Here is a 26,026-nt window from a genome sequence, read left to right on the forward strand (position 1 = left end):
GACACACCATGCTTCTGCTGATTCCCGGCCCGGTCACGACCGATGCGCGGGTGAAGGCCGCCATGGCGCAGGACTATGCGCCATGGGACAACGAATTCCGCGCGCTGTACCGCCAGGTCTGCGCCGACGTGCTGCGCGTGGCCGAGGCCGACGCGGACACGCACGTGGCGCTGGCGCTGCCGGGCTGTGGCCATTTCGCGGTGGAAGCCGCCATCCGCACCCTGGTGCCGCCCGGCGGCCGCCTGCTGGTGCCGTCCACCGGCGCCTACGCCGGCCGCCTGCAGAAGCTGGCCGCCGAGGCCGGCCGCGTCGCCGTGCCGCTGTACGTGGGCGCGCGTGACCGCGTCGACCCGCAGGCCGTGGCACAGGCGCTGGAGCAGGACCCGAGCCTGACGCACATCGCGCTGGTCTACAGCGAGACCGGCAGCGGCATCTGCCACGACGTGCCGGAACTGGCCCGCATCGCCCACGCGCTGGGTCGCCGCGTCATCGTCGACGCGGTCTCGGCGTTCGGCGCATTGCCGCTCGACATGCGCGCCCTGCCCGCCGTGGATGCCGTGGTGCTGACGGCCAACAAATGCCTGGAAGGCCTGCCCGGCGCCGCCTTCGTGGTGGGCCGCCGCGACAGCCTGGAGGCCGCGCGCGGCAACGCCGGCAGCTGGTCTCTGGACCTGGCCGACATCTACCAGCACACCCTGGCGCCCAACGCCGGCCCGCGCTTCACCCCGCCGGCGCCGACGCTGGCGGCGCTGGCCGTGGCGCTGGAGCTGTATCATCAGGAAGGCCGCGAAGCCCGGCTGGCGCGCTACACCGCCAACATGCGCACCCTCTACGACGGCGTGGCCGGCCTGGGGCTCCGCCCCTACCTGCCGCCCGCGCTGCAGGGCCCGATCGTCGTCAACGTGCACGCGCCCGACGCGCCGACCTGGAACCTGCAGCTGTTCGTGGACGCGCTCAAGCAGCGTGGCTTCGTGCTCAGCAATTTCACCAACACCGAACTGCCCACTTTCCGGGTAGGTTGCATCGGCGCCTTCGGGCCCGACCAGATGCGGCTTGCGGTCGAAGCCATGGGCGGCGCGCTGCAAGACCTCGGCATAACCCGGGAGTCCGCCGGATACGTCCACGGCTTCCCGCCACCCCTCATCGCTTAAGGAATTCCACCATGCGTATGCTCCACACCATGCTGCGAGTCGGCAACCTCGACAAGTCCATCGACTTCTACACCAACGTGCTCGGCATGCGCGTCCTGCGCCGCAACGACTACCCGGACGGCAAGTTCACGCTGGCCTTCGTCGGCTACCAGGATGAATCGGAAGGCGCGGTGATCGAACTGACCCACAATTGGGACACCGACAAGTACGACCTGGGCAACGGCTATGGCCACATCGCCCTGGAAGTCGACAACGCCTACGAAGCCTGTGACAAGGTCAAGGAACGCGGCGGCAAGGTCACCCGCGAGGCCGGCCCGATGAAGCACGGCACCACCGTGATCGCCTTTGTCGAGGACCCGGACGGCTACAAGATCGAGTTCATCCAGAAGAAGGGACGAGTGGATTGAACCCACCCGCCATCGCCATGATCCACACCATCCTCAAAATGGGCGATCCCCGGCTGCTGCGCGTCGCGCCGCCGGTCGAGCGCTTCGATACCCCCGAGCTGCACGCCCTGATCGAAGACATGTTCGAGACCATGGCGGCGGCGCAAGGGGTGGGCCTGGCCGCGCCGCAGATCGGCGTCGACCTGCAACTGGTCATCTTCGGCTTCGACCGCAACGAGCGCTATCCCGACGCGCCGGCGGTGCCACAGACGATCCTGTGCAATCCGGTCATCACGCCGCTGTCCGACGACATGGAAGACGGCTGGGAGGGCTGCCTGTCGGTGCCGGGGCTGCGCGGCCTGGTGCCGCGCTACCGCCACATCCGCTACCAGGGCAAGGATCCCTACGGCCGCGACATCGACCGCGAGGCCGAGGGCTTCCACGCCCGCGTGGTGCAGCACGAGTGCGACCACCTGATCGGCCGGCTCTATCCTTCCCGGATCCAGGATTTCTCGAAGTTCGGCTTCACCGAAATCCTGTTCCCGGGCATGGACCCGAATCAGGACGACTGATCGTCCCGCGGCGCGGTGCGCGGATCCGCGCCCGCGTCCGGCTTCGGATCGGTCTCGCCGCGCGCCTCGGACACCGCCGCTGGACGCGGCGCCACGGCTGACGCGGATGCCATCCGCGTGCCATGCCCAGCGGCCTCAGCCGCGCCCGCCTCACCCGGCGACAATTCTTCCGGCGCGAAATCATCCACCTGCAGCACCCGCGAGACGATCGCCTCGGCCTCTTCCAGCTGCGCCGCCTGCGTCGCCGTGATGGCGCCGTGCCGGTGCGCCTCGCGCCAATCGCGCACGCCCGACTGGCGCAGCCGGTCACGGATCGGTTGCACCGCGTCGACCAGGGCGAAGGCGCGGGTCAGCAGCGCCAGCGGATCCTCATCGCCCTGGGCGCCGCCCGCTGAACGTTGCAGGTCGGCCGCCAGCCGCGCATGGGTCGGCGACGGCTTGAGCAGCAGCTCCGCGCATTCGCGGCTGAGCGCGTCGTCCGGCCCCTTGGCCAGCCGCAACGGCAGGATGGCGGCGCGCAATGCCCAGGCCAACGGCCGGCCAGGCAGGTTCGACAGCACCTGGTCCATGCGTTTTTCGATCTCGGCATAGCCCTGCGCCATGCACCAGCGCACCAGCGGCAGGTCGTCGTGCTTGCGCCCCTCGTCTTCCCAGCGCTTGAGCACCGCCGACAACAGATAGAGTTCGGCCAGGATGTCGCCCAGCCGCGCCGAGATCATCTCGCGGCGCTTGAGGCCGCCGCCCAGGCGCGCCAGCGCGGCGTCGGCCAGCAGCGCGAAGCCGGCCGCATAGCGGCCCAGCCGACGGTAGTGGCCGGCGGTGGGGCCGGACACCGGCGACGGCGCCAGCAGGCCGCCGGTCCAGGCGCGGCCGATGGCGCGCAGCGTGTTCATGCCGGTATGGCGCAGGTGGCGCCAGAACACGTCGTGGAACACTTCCATGCCGCGTTCTTCGTCGGGATTGCCCAGCGCCAGGATCTCCGGCATCAGGTAGGGGTGGGCGCGGATCGCGCCCTGGCCGAAGATGATCAGGTTGCGCGTCAGGATGTTGGCGCCCTCGACCGTGATGGCGATGGGCACCGCCCGGTACAGCGCGCCCAGGTAGTTGCTGGGCCCGTCGATCACCGCGCGGCCGGCATGCACGTCCATGGCGTCGTTGACCGACACCCGCATGCGCTCGGTGGCGTGGTACTTCATGATGCCCGACACCACCGCCGGCTTCACGCCCTGGTTCAGCGCGGCGCAGGTCAGGCGCCGGGCCGCTTCCACCAGGTAGGCATTGCCCGCCAGGCTGGCCAGCTTTTCTTGCACGCCCTCGAACTTGCCAACGGGAATGCCGAACTGCTCGCGCACCCGGGCGTACATGCCGGTGGCGTGCGCGCTCATCACGCACGCCGCCGCCGACAGCGACGGCAAGGAAATGCCGCGCCCCGCCGCCAACGCGCTCATCAGCATCTGCCAGCCGTGGCCGGCGCGCTCGACGCCGCCGATCAGCGCGTCCAGCGGCACGAACACGTCGCGGCCGCGATTGGGTCCGTTCTGGAACACCTGCATCGCCGGTAGGTGGCGGCGGCCGATCTCGACGCCGGGCGCGTCGGTCGGCACCAGCGCCACCGAAATGCCGATGTCGCGCGCGCCGCCCAGGATGCCGTCGGGGTCCGACATTTTGAACGCCAGCCCCAGCACCGTGGCCACCGGCCCCAGCGTGATGTAGCGCTTGTGCCAGTTCAGGCGCACGCCGATCAGCTCGCGACCGTCCACCACCTGGCGACAGACCACGCCGGTATCCACCATGGACGCGGCATCCGAGCCGGCCTCGGGGCTGGTGAGGCCGAAGCACGGCACCTCGCGGCCGTCGGCCAGCCGCGGCAGCCAGTAATCGCGCTGGGCCTGGGTGCCGAACTGCATCAGCAGCTCGCCCGGCCCCAGCGAATTGGGCACCATGACCGTGACGCCGGCGGTGATGGAATAGGCGGAAATGCGCCGCACCACCTCGGAGTGGGCGTAGGGCGAGAAGCCCAGGCCGCCGTGGCGCTTGGGGATGATCATGCCGAAGAAGCGCTGCGCCTTCAGGAAGGCCCAGACCTCGGGCGGCAGGTCGCGCCGATGCCAGGTGATGTCCCATTCGTCCAGCATGGCGCACAGCTGCGCCACCGGGCCGTCGATGAAGCGTTGCTCATCCGGCGTCAGGGCGGCGGCGGGCACGTCCAGCAGCTTGCGCCAGTCGGGATTGCCGGTGAACAGATCGGCTTCCCACCAGGTGTCGCCGGCCTCGATGGCCTCGCGTTCGGTGGCCGAGAGCGGCGGCATCGCGTTGCGGGCCCAACGGTATGCGGGTTCGGAGATGCGGCGCCGGCGCCAGGCGTTGAAATCCATGTGCTCTCTCTCGTTCGATGCCACTGGGCATATCAGGGCAAAGTACCAGAATTGGGCCATCGGGGACAAACCCCATGGGTCCGACTCTGCGACAATGGGCCTCCCCGCGCTGGTGCGCATTCCCTTCGCTATCCGGGCACACACCGCATGCTGAACAAACTCTGGCTGGGCTTCTTCCTGACTGCCGCCGCGGCCGCGCTGTACCGCTGGCTGGCCATCGGCGATCCGGACGTGTTCCGCGCCATGGTCGCCAGCCTGTTCGACATGGCGCGGGTGTCGGTCGAGGTGATGGTGTTGCTGTTCGGCACGCTGACGCTGTGGCTGGGATTCCTGCGCATCGCCGAAAGCGCCGGGCTGGTGGAACGGCTGGCGCGGCTGCTGGGGCCGCTGTTCGCGCGCCTGATGCCCGAGGTGCCGCGCAACCACCCCGCGATCGGCTTGATCACGCTCAACTTCGCCGCCAACGGCTTGGGCCTGGACAATGCCGCCACGCCCATCGGCTTGCGCGCGATGCGCGAACTGCAAGCGCTCAATCCCAAGCCCGACACCGCCAGCAACGCCCAGATCCTGTTCCTGGTGCTCAACGCCTCGTCGCTGACGCTGCTGCCGGTGACGCTGTTCATGTTCCGCGCGCAGCAGGGCGCGGCCGACCCGACCCTGGTGTTCCTGCCCATCCTGCTGGCCACCAGCGCCTCGACGCTGGCCGGCTTCCTGGCGGTGGCGGCGTGTCAGCGCCTGCGGCTGCTCGATCCGGTCGTGATGCTGTGGCTGGGCGGCGCGGCGCTGCTGCTGGGCGGCTTCATGGCGCTGCTGGCCAGCATGTCGGCCAGCGCCATCGCCGCGCTGTCGTCGCTGCTGGGCAACCTGGCGCTGTTCGGCATCCTGCTGGCCTTTCTCATCGTCGGCGCGTGCAAGAAGGTGCCGGTCTACGAGGCCTTCATCGAAGGCGCCAAGGAAGGCTTCGACATCGCCAAGAGCCTGCTGCCGTACCTGGTGGCGATGCTGTGCGCGGTCGGCGTGTTGCGGGCCTCGGGCGCGCTCGACTTCCTGCTCGACGGCATCCGCTGGCTGGCCGCCAATGCCGGCTGGGACACGCGCTTCGTCGACGCGCTGCCGACCGCGCTGGTCAAGCCGTTCTCGGGCAGCGCGGCGCGCGCCATGATGCTCGAAACCATGACGCACTTCGGCGTGGACAGCTTCCCCGCGCTGCTGGCGGCGGTGGTGCAAGGCAGCACCGAAACCACCTTCTACGTGCTGGCGGTGTATTTCGGCTCGGTCGGCATCCTGCGCGCGCGCCATGCGGTGGGTTGCGCGCTGGTCGCCGACCTGGCCGGCGTGCTGGCGGCCATCGGCGTGTGCTACTGGTTCTTCGGCTGAACGGCGCCGGCCGCCAGCCACGCTGCCTCGACGGCGCGCCAGGCCTGCCTACAGGCGCCGCGCGCCGCGAGCCCGCTCAATCCACCAGCAGGATCTTCATGCCATTGGTGCCGCCGCTGTCGCGGTAGAAGTCGCCCTTGGTCAGGATCACCCAGTCACCCGCTTTCACCAGATTGCGCTTCTTCAGCTCGTCGATGGCGGCGTTGCTCAGATCCGCCGGCTCGTAGTCCGACGGCGCGAACGGGATGGTGTAGACGCCGCGGAACATGGTCACGCGGTTCTGCGTGATGCTGTGCGGGCTGTAGCAGTAGATCGGCACGCCCGAGCGGATGCGCGACATGATCAGCGGCGTGTGGCCGCTTTCGGTCAGCGCGATGATGGCCTTGACGCCCGGGAAATGGTTGGCCGCGTACATGGCCGCCAGCGCGATGGTTTCGTCGCAGCGCGTGAAGGTCTCGCCCAGGCGATGGTGCGACTGCGTGCTGGTGGGGTGCTTTTCCGCGCCCAGGCAGACGCGCGCCATGGCTTGCACCGTCTCGACCGGATACGAACCCGAGGCGCTTTCGGCCGACAGCATCACCGCATCGGTGTAGTCCAGCACCGCGTTGGCCACGTCCGAGACTTCGGCGCGCGTGGGCATCGGGCTGGAGATCATCGACTCCATCATCTGGGTCGCGGTGATCACCACCTTATTCAGGGTGCGGGCATGCTGGATGATGCGCTTCTGGATGCCGACCAGTTCGGCATCGCCCACTTCCACGCCGAGGTCGCCGCGCGCCACCATCACGCCGTCGCTGGCGCGGATCAGCGCGTCCAGCGCCTCGTCGTCGGCCACCGCTTCGGCGCGCTCGATCTTCGCGATGATCCAGGCTTCGCTGCCGGCGGCGCGCAGCAGTTCGCGCGCCTCGTCGATGTCGCTGCCATAGCGCGGGAACGACACCGCCACGTAGTCCAGCTGCATTTCGGCCGCCAGCTTGATATCGACGCGGTCCTTGTCGGTCAGGCTCGGCGCCGACAGGCCGCCGCCGCGCCGGTTGATGCCCTTGTTGTTGGACAGCGGGCCGCCCACCGTGACGGTGGTGTGGACTTCGTCGCCCTCGACGCGGTCGACCACCAGCACCACGCGGCCATCATCGAGCAGCAGCTCGTCGCCGACGCGGCAGTCCGTCACCAGCTCGGGATAGTCGATGCCGACGATGCTGGCCGTGCCGGCGTCCTTCGGATGTACCCGCGACAGCGTGAACGGCTGGCCCACCTGCAACTGCACCAGCTTGTCGGTGAAACGCGCGATGCGGATCTTGGGGCCCTGCAGGTCGCCCATGATGGCGACGAAGCGGCCCTGCCGCGCGGCGCTCTCGCGCACCAGGCGGGCGCGCTCGCGGTGGTCGTCGGCGCTGCCGTGCGAGAAGTTCAGCCGCGCCACATCCAGGCCGGCCTTGATCATGGCATCGATGCGTTCCGGCGTCGACGTCGAGGGCCCCAGGGTGGCGACAATTTTGGTGCGGCGCAATACAGGCATGGCGATCCACTCTCACATGAACAACGAAAGCGCTATGGTACGACGGCGGCGGACACGCGGGTATCATGATCGACATCCCGACCCTCAACGCACCGTGGCCGACCTCGTGAAAATCGTCATCGCACCCGACTCCTTCAAGGAAAGCGTCTCCGCCCCCGACGCGGCCGCGGCCATCGCGCGCGGCGTCAAGGCCGCCTGTCCCGGCGCGCAGACGGTCTGCATTCCGATGGCGGACGGCGGCGAGGGCACGGTCGAGGCGGTGCTGGCGGCGGCCGGCGGCCAAGCGCGCGAGCGCACGGTCAACGATGCGCTGGGTCACAAGGTCGACGCCGTGTGGGGCCTGCTCGACGACGGCACCGCCATCATCGAGATGGCCGCGGCCGCCGGCCTCGAACTGATCGCGCCGTCCAAGCGCGATCCGATGCGCGCCAGCAGCCACGGCGTGGGCGAATTGATCCTGGCGGCGCTGGATGCCGGCGCCGAACGCATCATCCTGGGCCTGGGCGGCTCCGCCACCAACGACGGCGGCGCCGGCATGCTGACCGCGCTGGGCCTGCGCCTGCTCGACCGGGACGGCCGCAGCCTGCCGCCGGGCGGCGGCGCGCTGGGCCAACTGGCCAGCATCGACATGCGCGGCCTCGATCCGCGGCTGGCGAAGACAAGCATCGTCATCGCCTCCGACGTCGACAATCCCTTGTGCGGCCCACAGGGCGCCTCGCACGTCTTCGGTCCGCAGAAAGGCGCCACGCCCGAACAGGTGCAGACGCTGGACGCCATGCTCGGCCACTTCGCCAACATCTGCGCGCGCCAGCTGGGCAGCGACCGCCGCCACGATGCCGGCGCGGGCGCCGCGGGCGGCCTCGGCTTCGCCGCCAAGACGTTCCTGAATGCGCACTTCCGGCCCGGCGTCGAGATCGTTGCCGAACTCGGCGGCCTGGCGCAGGCCATGGAAGGCGCCACGCTCGCCTTCACCGGCGAAGGCCGCATGGACGCGCAGACCCTGCGCGGCAAGACGCCGGCCGGCGTGGCCCGCATCGCACACCAGGCTGGCGTGCCGGTGGTGGCGCTGGCCGGCTCGCTTGGTGAAGGCTACGAAGCGCTGCACGCCGGCGGCATCAGCGCCGCCTTCAGCCTGGCGCCCGGCCCCATCACGCTGCAGCAGGCGCTGGCCGACGCCGAACGCCTGCTGCATGACCGCGCCCGGGACGTCATGCAATTGTGGATGGCGGCGCAGAAGCGCATGCTGTAGGCGCGCGCCCGGCTTGCTGCCTCCTCTCAACAAGGGGGCGCTTTCATCCTGAGGCGGCTCAAGACGAAAAAAGGCCCGCTCGACGCGGGCTTTTGCTTGCATGGCAAGGGCGCAATCAACCGCCCTGCAGCACGCCGGCCTCGACCAGCGCATCCGACAGGCGGATGTAGCGATCCACCGAGATATCCTCGGCGCGCGCGGTGGGCGCGATGTCCAGCGCCTCCCAAGGCACCTGCGGGGCCCAGTCGGCCAGCACCCGGCGCAGCATCTTGCGGCGCTGCGAGAAGGCGCGGGCCACCACGGTCTCAAAAGCGCGCTCGCTGACCGGGCGCAGGCGCTCGGCCGGCAGCGGCACCATGCGCACGATGGCCGACACCACCTTGGGCGGCGGATCGAACGCCTCGGGCGGCACGTCGAACAGCTTGTGCATGCGATAGCGCGATTGCAGCATCACCGACAGGCGGCTGAAATCGCCGCTGCCAGGTTGCGCGACCATGCGGTCGATCACTTCACGCTGCAGCATGAAATGCTGGTCGCGGACGTGGTCGGCCCAGGTCATCAGATGGAACAGCAGCGGGCTGGAGATGTTGTACGGCAGGTTGCCGACCACCCGCAGCCCCGCGCCGAACTGCGAGAAATCCACCGTCAGCGCATCGGCCTCGACCACGGTCAGGCGGTCCGCGTCGAACTGCTTGCGCAGCCGCGCCGCCAGGTCGCGGTCGATCTCGACCGCGGTCAGGTGATCGAGCCGCTCGAGCAGCGGCCGCGTCAGCGCCGACAGACCCGGACCGATCTCGACCACGGTGTCGGTGCGAGCGGGACTGACCGCGCGCACGATCGACTCGACCACGCTCTCGTCGGTCAGGAAGTTCTGGCCAAAGCGCTTGCGCGCCTGGTGTTGAGACATGAAAAACCCGGGCTGCGATCAGCGGTTGTTCTGGTTGATACGGTCCTGCTTTTCCAGCCGGTTGTCGATGTACGCCTGGGCGCGCAACTGATCCAGCCAATCTTCGAAAGCGGGTTGGGCACGGCGCTCGAACAGCGTCTGGCGGGCGCGCATGCGGGCCAGGTCGTCGGTGGCGTCATGCTGGCGGCGCTCTTCGACCTGGATCAGGTGCCAGCCGAACGGCGTCTGGATGGGCTGGCTGATCTCGCCGGGCTTGAGCGCGTTCATCGCGGCCTCGAAAGGCGGCACGGTTTCGCCCGGGTTGAGCCACCCCAGGTCGCCGCCTTGCGGCGCGGTCGCGTCCTGCGAATACTGGCGCGCCATGTCGTCGAACTTGGCATCGCCGGCCACCAGGCGCTGGCGCACCTGCTCCAGGCGCTGGCGGGCCTGCTCGTCGCTCATGACGGTCGAGGTCTTGATCAGGATGTGGCGCGCATGCGTCTGCATCACTTCCACGGGGCCCTGCGGCGCCTGCGCCTGCGGTTGCGGCCGCGGTTGCGGCGCCTGCGTCGGCGCTGGGGCGCGCGCGGTGCGGCTGGGCGGCGGCGCGGCGGTGCCGCGGTCCATCACCTTGAGGATGTGGAAACCATTGCCGCTTTGCAGCAGGCCGCTGACCTGGCCTTTCTGCAGATTGGCGATGGCCTTGGCGAACAGGTCGGGCCAGCCGTCCAGCGGACGCACGCCCATGACGCCGCCCTGCAGGGCTTCGGGACCGTCGGAATTGGCGGCGGCCAGGCTGGCGAAGTCATCGCCACGCTTGACGCGCGCCAGCAGGTCCTCGGCCTTCTTGCGCAGCGCGGCCAATTGCTCCGAAGACGAACCTTCCGGCACGCGCACCAGGATCTGGGCCACGGCATAGAGCATCGGGCCGGCAGGCGCGGCGGCCTGCTCGGGCGCGGCTTCCGGCTGCGGCTGCGGCTGGGCCTGGGGCTGGGTCGCGGCGGCGAATGCCGGGTTGCGGCGCTGGTCCTTGAGGAACGCGTCGACCTCGGCATCGGAAATGACGATGTTGGAGTCCACCGCGCGCTGGCGCAGGCGGTCCGAGCGGATCTCGTCCTTCAGCGACTTGCGGTAGCTATCCCAGCTGACGCCGGACTTTTCGATCTCCTGGCGCAGTTGCGCCACGCTGATCTTGTTGCGCCCGGCAATGGTGGTGATGGCCTGGTCGACCTGGGCGTCGTCGACGCGGATGCCGAGGCGGTCGGCCTCGTGGCGCTGCACGCGCTCCATGATCAGGCGTTGCAGCACCTGGTGCTGCAAGGTCTTGTCATCGGGTACCTGGATGCCGCGCGCCTTCAGTTCGCCGGCGATGCGCAGCGAGGCGTCGCGCAGTTCGCGCAAGGTGATCACGTCTTTGTCGACCACGGCCGCGATGCCGTCGACGAACTGCTCTCCGGCGGGCGCCGGCGCGCTTTTCTGCGCGGCGGGCGCATTCTTGGCGCCCTTGCCATTCGGCTCCGCCGCGTGCGCGGCGGAGAAGGCGGCGCAAACCGCCAGCAACAGCGCGTTGCCGGTGTAGCGGCGCAAGGAGTGCAACCTACGCATCATTCATACCTTTCAAATGTGGTCCCGGTGGGCGCGGGCGGAGTAATGCGCGAGTAACCGGGGATACTTCTGTTCAGCAGGTTCATCGGATCGGTTCCCAGGGAACCCAGTCCGGTCAACTCCAGCTGGAAGAACAAGGCCGTGTTGGCGTCGGTGGCGGACACGGCGTAGCGCTGGAACACCATCCGGCCGACCCAGCAGCAATCGCCCTTGTATTCGAGGCCGGCGATGGCCTGGGTGATACGCGGCGAATCGTTGGTGCCGCTGACCGTGCTCGACGGGCCATTGCGCAGCGAGTAGTCGACGCGGCCCACGCCGTACCAGCGCTTGGTGAAGGGCCATTGCACGGCCAGGCTGATCTGGTTCTGGCCCTGCGGCTGGTAGGCCACGCCCGCCTGCGGGTCGCGCTGGTAACGATAGGCCAGGGCCACCGTGGTCAGGCGCTGCGGCGACCAGCGGCCGCTCAGCAACGCGCGCGACCAGCGGTTGTCATAGGGGTTGTACTGCGCCGCCACATCGGTCGTGAAGGTATCGGTCAGCGCGGCGCTGGCGCCCACCAGGAAGTCGGAGCGCACATTCTCTCGCGGCGTCTCGCCCGGCAGCGTCACCTGCTGGTCGGCGAAGTACAGGCGCTGCGCCACGGCCAGCGAGGCGCGCTCGAAGCCGGTGGAGGCGTCGAGCCAACGCGTGGTCAGCGCGGCGGTCAGCTGGTTGGCGTTGGAAATGCGGTCCCAGCCACCCGTATAGATATTCTCTTCGAACGCCTGGGAGAAGCTGAAGTCGGACAACGACGTGTCGTAGACCGGGATCTTGGATTGATCGCGATACGGCACGCGCAGGTAATACAGGCGCGGTTCGAGCGTCTGGATCGACGACTTGCCGAACAGCGTGGTGTCCCGTTCGAAGATCAGGCCGGCATCCAGCGACATGATCGGCACCGTGCGCGACTGCGAACGCGGATAACCGAAAGACGTGCCGGCATTGGCCGTGCCTGCATTCAGGCCAAGCCAATCGTTGCCGTACCAACTAGTCTGATACTGCGTGTAATTCACACCGGCCTTGGGAATCACGAACCAGCCTGGCCGGACAATGGGATAGGACACGGTTGGATATGTCTGCAAACGGTCGCCATTCGGCCCGTTGCGATCCCCTAGCAGCAACGGCTTGCTGAAACGCACGGCCGTCGACGTCCAATCCACATCGAAGCCTCCCAAATCGTAGCGTGCGCCACGCAGGTACAGTTCAGGCTCCTTGTCATACGGAGGGGCAAGCAACGCATCCGGGTCCTGCAGGGTCTGGTACTTATAGACCTGCGCGTAAGCGCTCCAATAAGTTGACGCCCAACCGACTCGCGCGCGTTGCGGCAGGTAGGTTGTGGAGGCCTGGTTCAGACCTAGTTGGGAAATGTCACGGAAGTAATCGTTGTCCGATACTTTGGCTACGTCCCAGTCGGCATAAAAACCATTGCCTAGCAGTTGCTGGTGACGCCACCAGTACATCCAACGATCATTGCCCGACACATTATCGTTGGGCAGGTAGGTACCTATAACGCTACCGCTGTAGCCCCAGCCCAGGTACTGGAATTCCCCGCCCAACTGCATCCCGCGCTTCGAGAAGTAGCGCGGCTGGATCGTCGCGTCGTAGTTCGGCGCCAGATTCAGGTAGTACGGCAGCGAGAAATCGAAACCGCCCTTGCTGGTGGTGCCGTAGGTCGGGACCAGGAAACCCGACTTGCGCTCTTTCTTGACCGGAAAGGTCATGTAGGGCGAAGCCAGGATCGGCACGTCCTTGAAATACAGCACGCCGTTGCGGGCCACGCCTTCGTTTTCGTCGAAGTCGATATCGACCGTGTTGGCCTTGATGTACCAGGACGGCGTCTCACACGGGCAGCCGCTGTAGGTGACCGTGTGCAGCCGCATCTGCGACTTGCTGAAGATGTCGGCCTTGTCGGCCACGGCAAAACCGCCAGTGGCGCCCAGCCAGAAGCTCGGCTGCTCGACTTCGCCGGAATACTTGTCGACGTTGAACTTGGCGTTGGGACCGGTGACCAGCGTGCCGTCGCGCATCATGCGGGCGTTGCCCTGCACGTCGACTTCGCCGGTGTCCTTGCGGTAGTTGATCCGGTCGCCCTTGATCACGCCGTCGATGCGGCGCACCTGGGCCGCGCCGGTCAGGGTCAGGTCGGAATCCGGATCACCCTCGATGGTGTCCGCTTCCATATAGGCGGGGATGTTGCCGTCCGGCAGGCGGTGCATCCGCAGGCCGGGAGACGTGCGCAGCTCAGGGGCCGCGGTGATCGACGTCGATGAGGGAGCCGAACCCTGGCTGCCCTGGGCCTGAACGGCCCCGGCGACGCTGATAGCAGATAGGATCAACCACCGAACCTTGCGCACGAGTGAAAACAGCCCTTTTTGACGATGGGGGAACCAGGCAGAGGCGCCCGCGAAGGGCCAATGCTAACGGAAACGAGCCGGTATTATAGAGAAGCCGCGCCAGACGCCCAGCCTTATGTGCGCGCCACCCATTTTTCCGCAATGTTGCCCTTCTGACACGGATCTTCCTTGAAAAACGATCATGACCCCCGCCTGGAGCAGATCCGCGCCTGGCTGCAAGGCCTGCCCGCCGCCCTGGGCCTGGCGGTGGACACCCTGCGCCCCGCGTCCGCGGACGCCAGTTTCCGCCGTTATTTCCGCCTGGACGCGGCAGGCCGTACCCTGATTGTGATGGACGCCCCGCCCCGGCACGAAGATTGCCGCCCCTTCCTGCACGTGGGCCAGCTGCTGCGCGACGCCGGCCTGAACGTGCCCGCCGTCATCGAGCAGGACCTCGGCCAGGGCCTGCTGCTGCTCTCGGACCTGGGCGAACAGACCTATTACCAGCGCATCCAGGACGGCGTGGACGACGCCCGCCTGCAATCGATGTACCGCGACGCGCTGGCGGCGCTGGTGCGCCTGCAACAGGCCAGGACCACCGGCCTGGCCGCCTACGACAGCGCGCGACTGGCCGACGAACTGACGCTGTTCCCCGAGTGGTACGTGCGCAAACACCATGGCGCCACGCTCGATGACAAGACCACGCAGGCCCTGGAAAAAATCTTCGCCCTGCTCTCGGCCAGCAACGGCAACCAGCCCACCGTGCTGGTGCACCGCGACTACCACTCGCCCAACCTGATGCTCTGCGACCAGCCGCAATACGGCCCCAATCCGGGGGTCATCGACTTCCAGGACGCCCTGGCCGGCCCCATCACCTATGACCTGGCGTCGCTGGTGACGGATGCCCGCACCACCTGGGAAGAACCGCAGCAACTGGACTGGGCCATCCGCTACTGGGAAATGGCGCGCGCGGCCGGCCTGCCGGTCGATGCCGACTTCGCCGAATTCCACCGCGCCTACGAATGGATGGGCCTGCAGCGCAACCTGCGGATCCTGGGGGTGTTCGCCCGCCTGAATCACCGCGACGGCAAGGCCCACTACCTGGCCCACATGCCGCGCGTGAACGCCTACGTGCGCCAGGTGGCGCAGCGCTACGGCGTCTTCACGCCCCTGCTGCGCCTGCTGGACAAGCTCGACGACCGCCAGGTCAGCGTCGGATACACCTTCTGATGCGCGCCATGATCCTTGCCGCGGGCCGCGGCGAACGCATGCGCCCGCTGACCGACCGCCTGCCCAAGCCCCTGCTGCCGGTCGGCGGCAAGCCGCTGATCGCCTGGCATCTCGAACGGCTGGCCGCGGCCGGCTTCCACGAAGTGGTCATCAACCATGCCTGGCTCGGGCACGAGATCGAACGCGCGCTGGGCGACGGCGCGGCCTTCGGCCTGCGGATCCGGTACTCCCCCGAGGACACGGCCCTGGAAACCGCCGGCGGCATCGCCCAGGCGCTGCCGCTGCTGGGACCCGATCCGTTCCTGGTGATCAACGGCGACATCTGGTGCGACTGGCATCCGGCGGCCGCCCCCGCGCTGGCGGCCGCCCTGCCGGCGGGCGGCGCCTGGCTGCTGCTGGTCGACAATCCGCCGCAACATCCGGGCGGCGATTTCGTCCTGGGCCGCGACGGCCGCGTCGCCGATGAAGGCGAACCCCGTTTGACCTTCTCCGGCATCGGCGTCTACCATCCCATGCTGTTCGCGGACGTGGCGCGCGGCAGCGCCGCGCGGCTGGCGCCGCTGTTGCGGCAGGCCATGGCGCGGGATCGGGTCCGCGGCGCGCGCCACAGCGGCCGCTGGATCGATGTCGGCACCCCGCAACGGCTGGCCGACCTCGACGCCGAGCTGGGTTCCGGCCGGGCCTGAAGCCCGCCCGATACCCACATATTTCACAATATCAAGGTGCGCAACCAGGCTTGTCCGCGCGCCCATCGCACCCGCTTAAGCGGGTATTCTCTGACGCTTTGGCCAGTGCGCGCGGCGCGCGGCCAGGCAACACACAGGACGTTTTCTAGGAATGGGGATGTTTGGAAGATCGCAACGGGCCGTATTCAAGCCCTCCGTATACCAACCGGGCCAACGCACGCGCCGCATGCCGCGCTGGCTCGTCCTGCTGCTGGTGGGCATTGCCCTGGGCGCGGGCGGCGTGCTCTTCCTGCAGACCAATTACGGCCCGCAACGCCTGACCGTCGAGCAATCCGAACAGCTGCACAGTGAACTGAGCGCCTCCAAGCTGGAAAACCAGCGCCTGCAAAGCCAGCTCGAAGAGGCCACGCAGCAGCGCGACGCCAACAAGTCCGGCCATGAAAAACTCACCGCCGATCTGGCCGAAGCCCGCGCCAAGCTGGAAACCCAGAACAAGGAACTGGTGTTGTTCCAGGACGCCATGCCGCCCGATCCCCGCGGCGGCAACCTGGGCATCCGCTCGGCCACCTTCAAGCGCCAGCCCGGCCTGCTCGACTATCAGGTGCTGGTAATGCGCGAAGAGCGCACCGGCGCGCCGTTCAAGGGCACCCTGACCTTCTCGATCGACGGCAGCTACCCCAATGGCCGCGCCGCCACCGTCACGCCGGAAGGCCCGGCCCTGAACGTCGACCGCTACGACTACGCGCTGGGCCAGCTCAAGCTGCCCGACGGCTTCACCCCCAAGGTCGTGGTGCTGCGCGTCATGGACGGCAACCAGAAACAGCAGGCCATGCGCATCTACTACGTGCGCAACTGAACCCGGCCTCGCCCCAGGACCCGCCCCGCAGGCGGGTTTTTTTTCGTGCGCGCGAATTAGTTGCGCCCACAACCAACTGCGCGATATAGTTGCGCCAACAACTATATCGGAGACACCATGCCACTGCCTTCCCGCGTGCCCGTCCTGATCGTCGGCGGCGGTCCGGTCGGGCTGACCCTGGCCGCGCTGCTGGCGCACTACGGCATCGCCTCGCTCACGCTGGAGGCCGACGACGGCTACTGCAGCGGCAGCCGAGCCATCTGCATCTCGCGCCGCTCGCAGGAAATCCTGGGCTGGGCCGGCGCCGACGCCGCCCTCACCGCCACCGGCCTGCCCTGGACCGGCGGCCGCAGCTACTACCGCGATCGCGAAGTGCTGCACTTCGAAATGCCGCACGACCCGACCCAGCGCTTCGCGCCGATGGTCAACATCCAGCAGTACTTCGTCGAGGAATTCGCCCACCAGGCCATGCTGCGCCAGCCCGACCACGCGACACTGCAATGGTCCGCCCGCGCCGTCGCGGTGCGGCCGGGACCCGACGGCGTCGACGTCGAGGCCGAGATCGGCGGCCGGCGCCACAGCGTGCGGGCCGACTGGGTGGTGGCCTGCGACGGCGGCCGCAGCAGCGTGCGCGAGGCGTTGGGCCTGAAGCTGGAAGGCATGCAATACGAAGGCCGCTATGTCATCGTCGACATTGAGCAGGCCTCCAGCCGCCCGGTCGAGCGGCTGGCCTGGTTCGACCCGCCCTCCAATCCCGGTTCCACCCTGCTGATGCATCGCCAGCCCGGCAACGTCTGGCGGGTCGACTACCAGATCCGCGACGACGAGGACGCGGCCGAGGCGGTCAAGCCCGAGAACGTGCTGCCGCGCGTCCAGAGCCACCTGGACATGATCGGCGAGACCGCGCCCTGGAAGCCGCTGTGGATCTCGCTCTACAACGCCAAATGCCTGACGCTGGAGCGCTACCGCCACGGCCGGGTGCTGTTCGCCGGCGACGCCGCCCACCTGGTGCCGATCTTTGGCGTGCGCGGCCTGAATTCCGGGCTGGACGACGCCGGCAACCTGGCCTGGAAACTGGCCTGGGTACTGCGTGGCCACGCCTCCGACCGCCTGCTCGACAGCTACAGCGACGAACGCGTCCACGCCACCCGCCAGAACCTGGCCTACGGCGCCAAGAGCACCGAATTCATGGCGCCGCCGGACTTTGGTTTCCGCCTGATGCGCGAAGCGGCCTTGCGGCTGGCGCTGACGGACGAGCGGGTGCGGCCACTGATCAACCCGCGCCAATCGGCGCCCATCGCCTACGACGGCTCGCCCCTGAACCTGGCCGATGGCGCCGCGCCGCAAGCCGCCGCCGCCGCGCCCGGCCAGCCGGCGCCCGACCTGTTGCTGGCCGACGCCGAGGGGGTGCCACGCTATCTCAGCAGCTGCTTCGGCAGCGGCTTCGTGCTGCTGGCCTGCGCGCCCGACGCCGCCGCCGAGGGGCGCCTGCAGGCGCTCGCCGCCGCCACCCGCGCGATGCCCGATCCGCTGCGGGTATTGCCCGTCGGCGGACCGGCGGCGCGCGCCTGGCGCGACCCGCATGGCCACCTGCGCGACCGCTACGGCGCGCAACCCGGCACGGTGTACCTGCTGCGACCCGACGGCTACGTGCTCGGCCGCTGGGATGCTTGCGACGACGACACCCTGCGCGCCGCCCTGGCGCCCTACTACCCGATGATCCCCGCCACCCCGCAGGAGCCGCGCGCATGAACCACGACGAACTGGATCAGGTCTATACCTCGATGGCGCAGGCGCTGACACGCGTGGGACCGGCGCGGGCGCCGCTGTTCCTGTCGATCCTGGGCCTGGCCGCGCTGGCGCGCCTGCCGGACGCATCCGCCGCCACCGCCCTGCTGGCGCAGGCCGAAGCGGCCTGCGCCGACCCTGTGGCACACTATCCCGCCCCCACCGCCGACCGCCCGACGTGACCTCGCCCGCCCTCGAACGATTCCTGACGTACCGCCTGCACGCGATCAACAAGATCACCGACCGGGACACGAATCGCGCCTACCTGGAAGACTGCGGCATCCCGCTGGGCGAGGCGCGCTGCCTGGCCGCCATCGGCCGCTATGCGCCGCTGTCGGTCAACGACCTGGCGCGCGCCGCCAATTTGAACAAGGGCCAGGCCAGCCGCTCGGCGCAGGCGCTGGTCGAACGCGGATTGATCGAGAAGAAAGACTCGGCCGCCGACGGCCGTGGCGTCGTGCTGTCGCCGACCGCCGCCGGCCAGGCGCAATACCGGCGCATCATCGATCTGATCGCGCGGCGCAATCAGGAGATCTTCGGCTGCCTGAGCGCCGACGAACAACGCCTGCTCGGCGACATGCTCGACCGATTGCTCGCGCACCAGCGCAATCATCCCGGCGCATCGGAAGACTGACGCGCCATGTCCGGCCCGCTCCGCCCGGACGCTAGCCCGCCGCCTTCGGCGCCGTCGCGCCCAGTTGCGCGGCCACCTCGTCCATGAACTGCGCCATGCGCACATCCAGCTCGGTCACGCCGCCGGCATCGTGCGTGGTCAGCATCACGTCGACCCGGTTGTAGACATTGGTCCATTCCGGGTGATGGTTCAGCTTTTCGGCGAACATCGCCACCCGCGCCATGAAGCCGAACGCGGCATTGAAATTGGGAAAGCGAAAGCGCTTCTCGATAGCGTCGCGCATCGCGACGGCCTGCCAGCCGGACAGGGCCGCGACCGCGGTGTCGGTGCCGATACGCGCGGGGGGAAACATGCTCATGGCGAACTCCAGGATGGGCCGATGGAAAATGGCGCCGCGCGCGGGCCGCCCGCCCCGGCATGGACGGCGCGGCGCCCGGCGCTACTGCTTGACCGCGTACAGATAGATCTCGACGCGGCGGTTCAGCGCGCGGCCTTCGGCGGTGGCATTGTCGCCGATCGGATCGTTGGGCCCGCGCCCCTCGATCGACAGGCGCGTCGCGGCCACGCCCTGCCGCGACAGGTAGTCGGTCACGCTGCGCGCGCGGTTCACCGACAAGGCCTGGTTGTGCGCCAGCGACCCCGTGCTGTCGGTATGGCCCACCACCTTGGCGCGCAGTTCGGGATGCTGGTTGAGGGACCGCGCCACGCTGTCCAGCACCGGCAGCAGCGCCGGCTTGAGATCGGTCTTGTCGGTATCGAAAGACACGTTGCTGGGGATGTTGACCTTCAGGCTGCCGTCCGGCATTTCAACCACGTCGATGCCCAGCGAGGTCGCCCCCGAACGCTGCACATCCTCCTTCACCACCTTCCAGTTGTAGCCGATGAGGCCCCCGGCCACCGCGCCGATGCCGGCGCCGACCGCCGCGCCGGTGCCATGGCCGATCAGGGCGCCGATGCCGGCCCCGACGGCGGCGCCCGCGCCGGTTCCCACGGCGGTGTTGGTCTGCTGCTGGGTGGCGCACCCCACCACCAGGGCGCCCGATGCGGCGACTACAGCGATACGCTTGAGCATTGTGCTTGTGTACATGACAACCTCCACGATCCTGTCGGTGCGCCGGCACAATGCCGGCTGGATCATGTTAAGCCCTGCCCCGTCCGCCGCGTCAGCCGGCAAGGCGCAACAGTTTGTACCGCGCTCCTGGCGGCGCGCCTTAGCGCGCGGCGACGCCAAACCCGGCCAGCCATGGCAGCGCCGCCTCCAGCCGCGGCGACTGCGCCTCGGGCGCCGGCGCTCCGGCCGGCAAGGCCAGGCCGACGCGGTTATGCCAATACGTGCGCAACCCGACCTGGCTGGTGCCGAACAGGTCATACCCCGACCCCGCCACGAACGCCGCCTGCGAGGCCGGTGTTTCCAGGCGCGCCAGCGCCAATTGATATGGCCGCGGGTCGGGCTTGTAGTAACCGGCCTCTTCCGAGGTCACCACCACGTCCCAGTCCACGCCCAGCAGGGCGGCCGCGCGATGCCCCAGGCGCCGTGAACAGTTGGTCACCACGCCCAGCCGGCAATGCGGTCGCAGCGCCTGCAGCAGGTCGCGCGCGCCATCCCACGCCGGCAGGCCGTCCCAGCCCGCCTCCAGCGCCGCGGGCGCGCTGGCCGGCAGTCCCACCGCCTCGGCCGCGGCTTGCACCAGCTGCTCATAGGGCTGATAGGCGCCGCAGCCGTAGGTCAGGCGCAGGTATTCGGCGCGCCAGGCCCGGCCCCGCGCTTCCGATCCCGCCGCGGCGTTCCACACGGTCCAGGAATCCAGCAGCGCGGTCAGCAGATCAAACAGCACCACGCGGGGATAAGCGGCGGACGGGACAGACATGGCGGTACTCCTTCGGATTCGGTGCCAGCCACTATAGAGACGCCGGCCCGCGCCGGGGTTCAGCCTGCGTGCAACCACGATTAAGGCATGCCTTAATCGCCCCGGCCGCCGCACCCCGGTTGCGATTCCATCGTGCCACGATAAAATCGCCTGGCCACACAATTGCAATTGCAATCGTATGTTCAACCCCTGGCGGCCGCAGGCACCGGACCGCCTTCCCATTTCCGGATTCCCATCATGCGTGTACTCAACATCGTGTCCTCCCCCCGGGGGCCCCGCTCCGCCTCGATCGCCATCGCCGACGCATTCCTCGACGCCTGCCGTGCCGTCCATCCGTCGCTGGAAGTCGACACTTTGAACGTGTGGGATGAAGCGCTGCCGGAGTTCGACAGCCAGGCCATCGGCGCGAAATACAAACGCGTTGCCGGAGAACCCATGAATTCCGTCGAGGCCGCGACCTGGAACCGGATCACTGCGCTGGCGCAACGCTTCCAGCAAGCCGACCGCATCGTCATCGGTGTGCCCATGTGGAACTTCGGCTATCCCTACAAGCTCAAGCAACTGATCGATCTGGTCAGCCAGCGCAACCTGCTCTTCAGCTTCGACGGCAAGTCCTACGGCCCGCTATTGCAGATCACGCGGGCGCTGGTCATCCACGTGCGCGGCCAGAGCCAGGACAAGGCGGCTGGCGGCGACACCCCCGGGTTCACCCACCAGGCCGATTATCTCGATTTCTGGCTGGCCTTCATCGGCGTGACCGACATTCGGCGCATCCAGGTCGAACACACCTGGGACGCCCTGGCCCCCGCGACCATCGAACAGGGCAAGGCCGAGGCGATCGCAATGGCGCGGAATTTCTAGCCCGCGGCGGCGCGTCAAAGGCACGACTCGCGATTCTCGATCTCAACCGAGAGACGGACGCGCAATGACAAGCGCCACCCAAGGGTGGCGCTCGAGATATCCGGCGGCGTGTCAGTGGCAGGAACGGGCCGCTGCGACGCGGCGGCCACGCTATCCCCTTTCCCAGGCCAGCTTGTCATTGGACAAGGTCGCTTCGCCATCCCATCGGTACGCCACCAGCGGTCCGCCCGCCGCGGCCGACCAGTCCAGGCAGGCCAGCTTCGCACTCTCGATCCGGGGCGGGCCCTTGAACCAATGATGGCCGATGAAAACAGGCGCACCGGTGATGGGTGTCCGATCGAAGTCCCCGGGCAATGCCAAGCCGTGGATCTGCGCCTCTTGGCCCGCCGGCACCAGGGCGACCTCATGCAAAGCGCTCGCCCAATCGCGCCAATTGGCCAGCCGCACCTCGTAATGGCGGTGCCCCTCCTTGTCCTCTATGTAGCGGCCATCGGGCAACGCCAGCTCCACGCCTGAAGTGAGCCGCTTTCTCGCCTGCTCCAGCGCCGAGCCCTTTTGGTGAGTGGCTACCAGCAGGGCGTCATCCAGCGGTTTTCCTGGCAGCCAGCCCGCATCGTTCAACGTCTTGACGGCGCCATCGTCCCAACAGGCATGCGCGGCACGAATGCCGCCCAAGTCCAGATAGGGCGGCAATTGGCGGAACCAGGCAACCCAGGCAACATGCTCCGGGCTGCCTTCGCCAATCTGGCTGATAAAGGCACCGTGCTGCTTGCGATTCTTCCGGCTTTTCTCCGAATCGCCACGATTGGGCCGCAGGCACTCGCCTGGACGGTGCGGATCCTCGGTGACGTAGCCGATGGCGTTGAACTCGTGGTTGCCCATGATGCAAAGGGCCTGGCCGTCATCCATCATGGCCCGTACGATTTCCAGGACCCGGCGCTGCCCTTTGCCTCGATCCACCAGGTCGCCCAGGAAGACGGCCTGCCGGCCTTGGGGAGCCTTGTAGCCCTTCCCGGCCGGCACATACCCGAGATGGCGCAGCAGGCCCTTCAGTTTCTGGTCTTCGCCGTGAATGTCACCGATGATGTCGTACATAGGGATTCCAGACTTCATGCAGTCCAACGGGACGAAACGCAAAAAGCCCACCGTTTCCGGTGGGCTTTACGCTTGATACTACTTGAGAATTCTGGTGGGCTGTGAGTGGCTCGAACACTCGACCTACGGATTAAGAGTCCGCTGCTCTACCAACTGAGCTAACAGCCCTGCATGTTCATCCACAAATCCGGCTGGGAAACATCGCTTTCGCATTGCGCTCTGGCTTGCTTCCGCTGCGTTTCGTTGTGTTTGATCAGCGAAGAAGCGAGATTATAGAGAGCTTTTTTTAAATGTGCAAGTCGGTGGCCAATCATCCACAAAAAAGTCGCCGGCCCCCTCGACAGCACGGTCCCCAGGACGGGCGTCCGAGCGCGGTGCAAGCCGCTTGCACCGTCGCCCTCAGGCCGCGTAACCCCCGTCCACCGCCAGACTCGCGCCCGTCACGTAGCGGCCATCGGGCCCGGCCAGGAAGGCCACCATGCCGGCGATATCCCGCACTTCGCCGTAGTGCGGCAGCGACAGCACCGCGACCAGATCGCCCGCGCGCTCGCCATCGGCCGGATTCATGTCGGTATCGATCGGCCCCGGGTGCACCACGTTGGCGGTGATGCCGCGCGCGCCCAGATCACGCGCCAGGCCGCGGGTCATGCCCAGCAGCGCCGACTTGCTGGCCGAATACAAGGTCACGCCGGCGCGCCCCGAGCGCTCGGCCAGGCAGCTGCCGATGTTGATGATGCGGCCGCCATCCGGCATCGCGGCCTGCGCCGCCTGGATGGCGACGAACGGCGCGCGCACATTGATGTTCATCGTGCGTTCGTAGTCATCCAGCGTGACCTCGCCCAGCGGGCCGGCCAGGAAAATGCCGGCGTTGTTCACCAGCACGTCCACCGGGCCCAGTTCGGCGATGGCCTGCTCGACCGCCCGCCGCACCTGCGCCGGATCGGCCGAGTCGGCCTGGATGGCCCGCGCGCGGCGGCCGCCGGCCTCCAGTTCGCGAGCCAGCGCGGCGGCGGTGTCGCGCGACGCGGCGCTGACATAGGTGAAGGCAACGTCGGCGCCGTCCGCCGCCAGACGCCGCACGATCGCCGCGCCGATGCCGCGGCTGCCGCCGGTCACGAAAGCGACTTTTCCGCTCAGATTCTGCATGGGTCAACCTCAATTTGTAGTGATCAGTACAAATATCATCCGATGCCGCGGCACCGGTCGTCAATGATTTTCTTATCGATCAACACAAAATACCCGTCCCGAGTAAAATCGCGGACATATGGCAGAACGTGGGCGCCCCCGGAACTTCGACCGAGCCCAGGCCTTGCGCAAGGCCATGGAAGTCTTCTGGTCGAAGGGATATGAAGGAGCATCGCTGACCGATCTGACGGCTGCGATGGGCATCAACTCGCCCAGTCTCTATGGCGCATTCGGCTCAAAAGAAGGGCTATTTCGCGAAGCGGTGCAGTTGTACCGCGACACCGACGGCGCCGCCTCGCGTCGCGCGCTGGCCGCCGGCGCCACCGCCCGCGAAGGCGTGTGCGGCATGCTGCTGGCGGCAGCCGAACGCTTCACCACACCCGGCGCGCCGCCTGGCTGCCTGATCGTGCTGGGCGCCCCCTCGGGCGCCGAAAGCCATGACGACGTCGGCACATTTCTGGGCGACAACCGCCGCGAGATGCAAAGCCGCATCCTGGCCCGCCTGACCGCCGCGGCCGCCGCGGGCGAACTGCCGGCCGGCGCCGACCTGAAAGGGCTGGCCGCCTTCTACACCACGATCCTTCACGGAATGTCGATCCAGGCGCGCGATGGCGCCAGCCGCAAGACCCTGCAAGCCGTGGCGCGCCAGGCGATGTGTGCCTGGGACGCGCTCACAGGCGGCGCCCCCCCTTCCGGCCCGCCACCTGGCCGGATCCACGCCTGACGGATTCTTCCATGCTCCGCATCGACCTACGGCGCCTCATCCTCTGGATCAGCCTGCTGTCGATCTTCCTGGTGCTGGCGGCGGGGCTGCACGCCAGCTACCTGGTGCAACGCGACCTGCTGCTGCACAACGCGCTGGAAAGCAATCGCGTCTACGCCGCCAAACTGGCCGCCACCACCGAGTATTTCCTGAGCGACCTGCGGCGCCACCTGGCCTACAGCGCCGACGTGCTGGCCGACATGGAGACCCAGCCGCAACTGATGGCGTCGGAAGCCCGCCGCCTGGAGGAGCAACTGGGACACTTCAATTCCAGCTTCGTCGTGTCGCCGCAAGGCAAGGTGCTGGCGGTGTCGACCTCGTATCCGCAACTGATGGGCCAGCAGATGACCAGCGACGCCGCCAGGATCGCGCTGACCACGCGCCGCCCCTTCATCAGCGAACCGTTCCAGGCCAGCAACGGCCGCTGGCTGATCCTCTACACCCATCCCATTTTCTCGCGCGACTATCGTTATCTCGGCTATGTCGCCGGCACGCTCTACCTGCACGAAGACAACGTGCTCGACCGGCTGCTGGGCCAGCACTTCAACCGCGACGATTCCTGTACGTGCTGTCGCGCGACGGCACCTTGATCTACCACCCCGACCGCAGCCGGCTGGGGCACGCCTCCGCCGACAAGGGCGCGCTGGCGGGCGCGCTGCGCGGCGAGACCGGCGAGCTGCGCTTCACCGACGCCAGCGGCACCGCCCTGCTCGCCGGCTACGCGCCGGTGCCCAGCACCGGCTGGACCATCATCGCGCAACGGCCGGTGGCCAGCACGCTGCTGCCGCTGAACGACTTGTTGATGGCGACCGCGCGCAACACGCTGCCGCTGCTGCTGTTATCCATCGTGCTGCTCTGGCTGCTGTCGCGCTGGATCGCCCGCCCGCTCGGCGAACTGGCCGGCATCGCCAGGCGCATGCAGGACCCCGATTCGGCCGAACGCATCCGCAAGGTGCGTTCCTGGTATTTCGAGGCCTCGCAGCTCAAGCGCGCGCTGCTGATGGGGCTGACGTCGATCCAGCACAAGATCCGCGACCTGCGCCGCGCCTCCACCACCGACACGCTCACCGCCCTGCTGAACCGTCGCGGACTGAACGAGGCGATGGCCTTGCTGCAGGCCGCCGAAACGCCGCTGGCCATCGTCGCGGTGGACATCGACCATTTCAAGAACATCAACGACCGCTACGGCCACGCCGCCGGCGACCAGGCCTTGCGGGTACTGGCGACGCTGTTGACCGAGGGCTCGCGCCGGGGCGACACCGTGGCCCGCAGCGGCGGCGAGGAATTCGTCATGCTGATGCCGGGCGCGCCGCTGGCGGCGGCGGTGGCCTCCGCCGAACGCTTGCGCCAGAAACTGGCGCGGCTGGGCGCCGACGACGGCCTGCCCGCGCCCGTGACGCTGTCGGCCGGCGTGGCCTGCTACCCCGAGCACGGCGCCACGCTGGACGAAGTCATCCAGCGCGCCGACCGGGCGCTGTACTACGCCAAGAACCACGGCCGCAATGCCGTCTGCGTGGCCGACAACCAGGCGCCTGACGGCGCGCGCATGGCGCTGCCGCGCTGAAGCT

General features: G+C 68.2%; 25 protein-coding genes and 1 tRNA gene. 15 read left to right on the plus strand and 11 right to left on the minus strand.

Features of this window, described 5'->3' with window-relative positions; translation table 11 throughout:
* Positions 1-8 precede the first annotated feature (8 nt).
* From AruCF_RS26285 to def, 3 genes are read left to right on the plus strand one after another with little or no spacing between them, the layout of a single operon-like run.
* Entirely contained in the window at positions 9-1,151 is a 1,143-nt protein-coding gene (locus AruCF_RS26285; RefSeq protein WP_049071492.1) for a 2-aminoethylphosphonate--pyruvate transaminase, read from the plus strand.
* 11 nt (positions 1,152-1,162) lie between these two features.
* Complete coding sequence (gloA, locus tag AruCF_RS26290; RefSeq protein WP_049071490.1) at positions 1,163-1,558, plus strand: lactoylglutathione lyase; 396 nt, start codon at positions 1,163-1,165, stop codon at positions 1,556-1,558.
* Positions 1,559-1,575: 17 nt separating this feature from the next.
* The gene (gene def / locus AruCF_RS26295; protein WP_049071488.1) at positions 1,576-2,109 is read left to right on the plus strand and encodes a peptide deformylase; all 534 of its coding nucleotides are present in this window, start codon (positions 1,576-1,578) and stop codon (positions 2,107-2,109) included.
* Here the strand turns inward: def and AruCF_RS26300 are convergent.
* Positions 2,097-4,484, minus strand: a complete 2,388-nt coding sequence (locus AruCF_RS26300) for an acyl-CoA dehydrogenase (RefSeq protein ID WP_235432738.1) — start codon at positions 4,482-4,484, stop codon at positions 2,097-2,099. The two genes, def and AruCF_RS26300, sit on opposite strands and share 13 nt — an antisense overlap.
* A 147-nt stretch (positions 4,485-4,631) precedes the next feature.
* Here AruCF_RS26300 and AruCF_RS26305 point away from each other — a divergent pair, with 147 nt between their 5' ends.
* Positions 4,632-5,861, plus strand: a complete 1,230-nt coding sequence (locus tag AruCF_RS26305) for a nucleoside recognition domain-containing protein (RefSeq protein WP_049071485.1) — start codon at positions 4,632-4,634, stop codon at positions 5,859-5,861.
* A 76-nt stretch (positions 5,862-5,937) separates the two neighbouring features.
* On the opposite strand, the gene pyk is transcribed toward AruCF_RS26305, so the two are convergent.
* A complete protein-coding gene (pyk, locus tag AruCF_RS26310; protein WP_049071484.1) occupies positions 5,938-7,380 on the minus strand; it encodes a pyruvate kinase in 1,443 nt (480 codons plus the stop codon).
* 106 nt (positions 7,381-7,486) lie between these two features.
* Between pyk and AruCF_RS26315 the strand changes: the two genes are divergently transcribed.
* The gene (locus tag AruCF_RS26315; protein WP_049077464.1) at positions 7,487-8,629 is read left to right on the plus strand and encodes a glycerate kinase; all 1,143 of its coding nucleotides are present in this window, start codon (positions 7,487-7,489) and stop codon (positions 8,627-8,629) included.
* 115 nt (positions 8,630-8,744) lie between these two features.
* On the opposite strand, the gene rsmA is transcribed toward AruCF_RS26315, so the two are convergent.
* Genes rsmA through AruCF_RS26330 form a run of 3 tightly spaced genes read right to left on the minus strand, consistent with a single transcriptional unit; the run spans position 8,745 to position 13,513 of the window.
* Positions 8,745-9,536 carry a 16S rRNA (adenine(1518)-N(6)/adenine(1519)-N(6))-dimethyltransferase RsmA gene (gene rsmA, locus AruCF_RS26320; protein ID WP_049071482.1) on the minus strand — a complete coding sequence of 264 codons (792 nt, stop codon included), beginning with the start codon at positions 9,534-9,536 and terminating at the stop codon, positions 8,745-8,747.
* An 18-nt stretch (positions 9,537-9,554) separates the two neighbouring features.
* Positions 9,555-11,123 (minus strand): peptidylprolyl isomerase, encoded by a 1,569-nt coding sequence (locus tag AruCF_RS26325; protein ID WP_049071480.1) that lies wholly within the window; start codon positions 11,121-11,123, stop codon positions 9,555-9,557.
* Entirely contained in the window at positions 11,120-13,513 is a 2,394-nt protein-coding gene (locus AruCF_RS26330; protein ID WP_049071479.1) for an LPS-assembly protein LptD, read from the minus strand. The genes AruCF_RS26325 and AruCF_RS26330 overlap by 4 nt, the downstream gene beginning before the upstream one ends.
* A 168-nt stretch (positions 13,514-13,681) precedes the next feature.
* Here AruCF_RS26330 and AruCF_RS26335 point away from each other — a divergent pair, with 168 nt between their 5' ends.
* The 6 genes from AruCF_RS26335 to AruCF_RS26360 all read left to right on the plus strand — a co-directional run bounded on the left by AruCF_RS26335 (position 13,682) and on the right by AruCF_RS26360 (position 18,686).
* Entirely contained in the window at positions 13,682-14,722 is a 1,041-nt protein-coding gene (locus AruCF_RS26335; protein ID WP_049071477.1) for an aminoglycoside phosphotransferase family protein, read from the plus strand.
* Positions 14,722-15,408 carry an N-acetylmuramate alpha-1-phosphate uridylyltransferase MurU gene (gene murU / locus AruCF_RS26340; RefSeq protein ID WP_049071475.1) on the plus strand — a complete coding sequence of 229 codons (687 nt, stop codon included), beginning with the start codon at positions 14,722-14,724 and terminating at the stop codon, positions 15,406-15,408. Before AruCF_RS26335 ends, murU begins: the two co-directional genes overlap by 1 nt.
* Before the next feature lie 157 nt (positions 15,409-15,565).
* Positions 15,566-16,264: a DUF6776 family protein gene (locus tag AruCF_RS26345; RefSeq protein WP_049071473.1), complete on the plus strand. Its 699-nt coding sequence runs from the start codon at positions 15,566-15,568 to the stop codon at positions 16,262-16,264.
* Between the two features lie 117 nt (positions 16,265-16,381).
* Positions 16,382-18,016, plus strand: coding sequence for an FAD-dependent monooxygenase (locus AruCF_RS26350; protein WP_049071471.1), 1,635 nt, complete (start codon positions 16,382-16,384; stop codon positions 18,014-18,016).
* Positions 18,013-18,234: a hypothetical protein gene (locus AruCF_RS26355; protein WP_049071470.1), complete on the plus strand. Its 222-nt coding sequence runs from the start codon at positions 18,013-18,015 to the stop codon at positions 18,232-18,234. Before AruCF_RS26350 ends, AruCF_RS26355 begins: the two co-directional genes overlap by 4 nt.
* Complete coding sequence (locus AruCF_RS26360; RefSeq protein WP_049071468.1) at positions 18,231-18,686, plus strand: MarR family winged helix-turn-helix transcriptional regulator; 456 nt, start codon at positions 18,231-18,233, stop codon at positions 18,684-18,686. Before AruCF_RS26355 ends, AruCF_RS26360 begins: the two co-directional genes overlap by 4 nt.
* A gap of 31 nt (positions 18,687-18,717) precedes the next feature.
* Here the strand turns inward: AruCF_RS26360 and AruCF_RS26365 are convergent, their stop codons facing one another.
* The 3 genes from AruCF_RS26365 to AruCF_RS26375 all read right to left on the minus strand — a co-directional run bounded on the left by AruCF_RS26365 (position 18,718) and on the right by AruCF_RS26375 (position 20,554).
* Positions 18,718-19,044: a 4a-hydroxytetrahydrobiopterin dehydratase gene (locus AruCF_RS26365; protein WP_049071467.1), complete on the minus strand. Its 327-nt coding sequence runs from the start codon at positions 19,042-19,044 to the stop codon at positions 18,718-18,720.
* An 81-nt stretch (positions 19,045-19,125) separates the two neighbouring features.
* A complete protein-coding gene (locus tag AruCF_RS26370; RefSeq protein WP_049071465.1) occupies positions 19,126-19,773 on the minus strand; it encodes a YiaD family glycine zipper/OmpA-like lipoprotein in 648 nt (215 codons plus the stop codon).
* A 124-nt stretch (positions 19,774-19,897) separates the two neighbouring features.
* On the minus strand, positions 19,898-20,554 hold the full coding sequence (locus AruCF_RS26375) for an HAD family hydrolase (RefSeq protein WP_054416433.1): 657 nt from the start codon (positions 20,552-20,554) through the stop codon (positions 19,898-19,900).
* Positions 20,555-20,791: 237 nt separating this feature from the next.
* Between AruCF_RS26375 and AruCF_RS26380 the strand changes: the two genes are divergently transcribed.
* On the plus strand, positions 20,792-21,415 hold the full coding sequence (locus AruCF_RS26380; RefSeq protein WP_049071463.1) for an FMN-dependent NADH-azoreductase: 624 nt from the start codon (positions 20,792-20,794) through the stop codon (positions 21,413-21,415).
* Between the two features lie 150 nt (positions 21,416-21,565).
* Here the strand turns inward: AruCF_RS26380 and AruCF_RS26385 are convergent, their stop codons facing one another.
* The 3 genes from AruCF_RS26385 to AruCF_RS26395 form a co-directional block, all read right to left on the minus strand.
* A complete protein-coding gene (locus AruCF_RS26385; RefSeq protein ID WP_049071461.1) occupies positions 21,566-22,510 on the minus strand; it encodes a metallophosphoesterase in 945 nt (314 codons plus the stop codon).
* Positions 22,511-22,602: 92 nt separating this feature from the next.
* Positions 22,603-22,678, minus strand: a tRNA-Lys gene (locus AruCF_RS26390).
* Between the two features lie 231 nt (positions 22,679-22,909).
* Positions 22,910-23,656 carry an SDR family NAD(P)-dependent oxidoreductase gene (locus AruCF_RS26395; protein ID WP_049071460.1) on the minus strand — a complete coding sequence of 249 codons (747 nt, stop codon included), beginning with the start codon at positions 23,654-23,656 and terminating at the stop codon, positions 22,910-22,912.
* 118 nt (positions 23,657-23,774) lie between these two features.
* Here AruCF_RS26395 and AruCF_RS26400 point away from each other — a divergent pair, with 118 nt between their 5' ends.
* Genes AruCF_RS26400 through AruCF_RS30065 form a run of 3 tightly spaced genes read left to right on the plus strand, consistent with a single transcriptional unit; the run spans position 23,775 to position 26,022 of the window.
* The gene (locus tag AruCF_RS26400; RefSeq protein ID WP_049071459.1) at positions 23,775-24,419 is read left to right on the plus strand and encodes a TetR/AcrR family transcriptional regulator; all 645 of its coding nucleotides are present in this window, start codon (positions 23,775-23,777) and stop codon (positions 24,417-24,419) included.
* 11 nt (positions 24,420-24,430) lie between these two features.
* Positions 24,431-25,048, plus strand: coding sequence for a PDC sensor domain-containing protein (locus AruCF_RS30060; protein ID WP_235432737.1), 618 nt, complete (start codon positions 24,431-24,433; stop codon positions 25,046-25,048).
* Complete coding sequence (locus tag AruCF_RS30065; RefSeq protein WP_235432736.1) at positions 25,024-26,022, plus strand: diguanylate cyclase; 999 nt, start codon at positions 25,024-25,026, stop codon at positions 26,020-26,022. The genes AruCF_RS30060 and AruCF_RS30065 overlap by 25 nt, the downstream gene beginning before the upstream one ends.
* The last annotated feature ends 4 nt before the right edge of the window (positions 26,023-26,026 follow it).

Origin of the sequence: Achromobacter ruhlandii (assembly GCF_002082135.1) — a bacterium.
Taxonomy (GTDB): domain Bacteria; phylum Pseudomonadota; class Gammaproteobacteria; order Burkholderiales; family Burkholderiaceae_B; genus Achromobacter; species Achromobacter ruhlandii.

Excerpts from the sequence above, each read along its gene's own strand:
- AruCF_RS26285 (WP_049071492.1), top strand. The coding sequence starts at position 9 with ATGCTTCTGCTGATTCCCGGCCCGGTCACGACCGATGCGCGGGTGAAG.
- gloA (WP_049071490.1), top strand. The coding sequence starts at position 1,163 with ATGCGTATGCTCCACACCATGCTGCGAGTCGGCAACCTCGACAAGTCC.
- def (WP_049071488.1), top strand. The coding sequence starts at position 1,576 with ATGATCCACACCATCCTCAAAATGGGCGATCCCCGGCTGCTGCGCGTC.
- AruCF_RS26300 (WP_235432738.1), bottom strand. The coding sequence starts at position 4,484 with ATGGATTTCAACGCCTGGCGCCGGCGCCGCATCTCCGAACCCGCATAC.
- AruCF_RS26305 (WP_049071485.1), top strand. The coding sequence starts at position 4,632 with ATGCTGAACAAACTCTGGCTGGGCTTCTTCCTGACTGCCGCCGCGGCC.
- pyk (WP_049071484.1), bottom strand. The coding sequence starts at position 7,380 with ATGCCTGTATTGCGCCGCACCAAAATTGTCGCCACCCTGGGGCCCTCG.
- rsmA (WP_049071482.1), bottom strand. The coding sequence starts at position 9,536 with ATGTCTCAACACCAGGCGCGCAAGCGCTTTGGCCAGAACTTCCTGACC.
- AruCF_RS26325 (WP_049071480.1), bottom strand. The coding sequence starts at position 11,123 with ATGATGCGTAGGTTGCACTCCTTGCGCCGCTACACCGGCAACGCGCTG.
- murU (WP_049071475.1), top strand. The coding sequence starts at position 14,722 with ATGCGCGCCATGATCCTTGCCGCGGGCCGCGGCGAACGCATGCGCCCG.
- AruCF_RS26345 (WP_049071473.1), top strand. The coding sequence starts at position 15,566 with ATGTTTGGAAGATCGCAACGGGCCGTATTCAAGCCCTCCGTATACCAA.
- AruCF_RS26350 (WP_049071471.1), top strand. The coding sequence starts at position 16,382 with ATGCCACTGCCTTCCCGCGTGCCCGTCCTGATCGTCGGCGGCGGTCCG.
- AruCF_RS26355 (WP_049071470.1), top strand. The coding sequence starts at position 18,013 with ATGAACCACGACGAACTGGATCAGGTCTATACCTCGATGGCGCAGGCG.
- AruCF_RS26365 (WP_049071467.1), bottom strand. The coding sequence starts at position 19,044 with ATGAGCATGTTTCCCCCCGCGCGTATCGGCACCGACACCGCGGTCGCG.
- AruCF_RS26370 (WP_049071465.1), bottom strand. The coding sequence starts at position 19,773 with ATGTACACAAGCACAATGCTCAAGCGTATCGCTGTAGTCGCCGCATCG.
- AruCF_RS26375 (WP_054416433.1), bottom strand. The coding sequence starts at position 20,554 with ATGTCTGTCCCGTCCGCCGCTTATCCCCGCGTGGTGCTGTTTGATCTG.
- AruCF_RS26380 (WP_049071463.1), top strand. The coding sequence starts at position 20,792 with ATGCGTGTACTCAACATCGTGTCCTCCCCCCGGGGGCCCCGCTCCGCC.
- AruCF_RS26385 (WP_049071461.1), bottom strand. The coding sequence starts at position 22,510 with ATGTACGACATCATCGGTGACATTCACGGCGAAGACCAGAAACTGAAG.
- AruCF_RS26395 (WP_049071460.1), bottom strand. The coding sequence starts at position 23,656 with ATGCAGAATCTGAGCGGAAAAGTCGCTTTCGTGACCGGCGGCAGCCGC.
- AruCF_RS26400 (WP_049071459.1), top strand. The coding sequence starts at position 23,775 with ATGGCAGAACGTGGGCGCCCCCGGAACTTCGACCGAGCCCAGGCCTTG.
- AruCF_RS30060 (WP_235432737.1), top strand. The coding sequence starts at position 24,431 with ATGCTCCGCATCGACCTACGGCGCCTCATCCTCTGGATCAGCCTGCTG.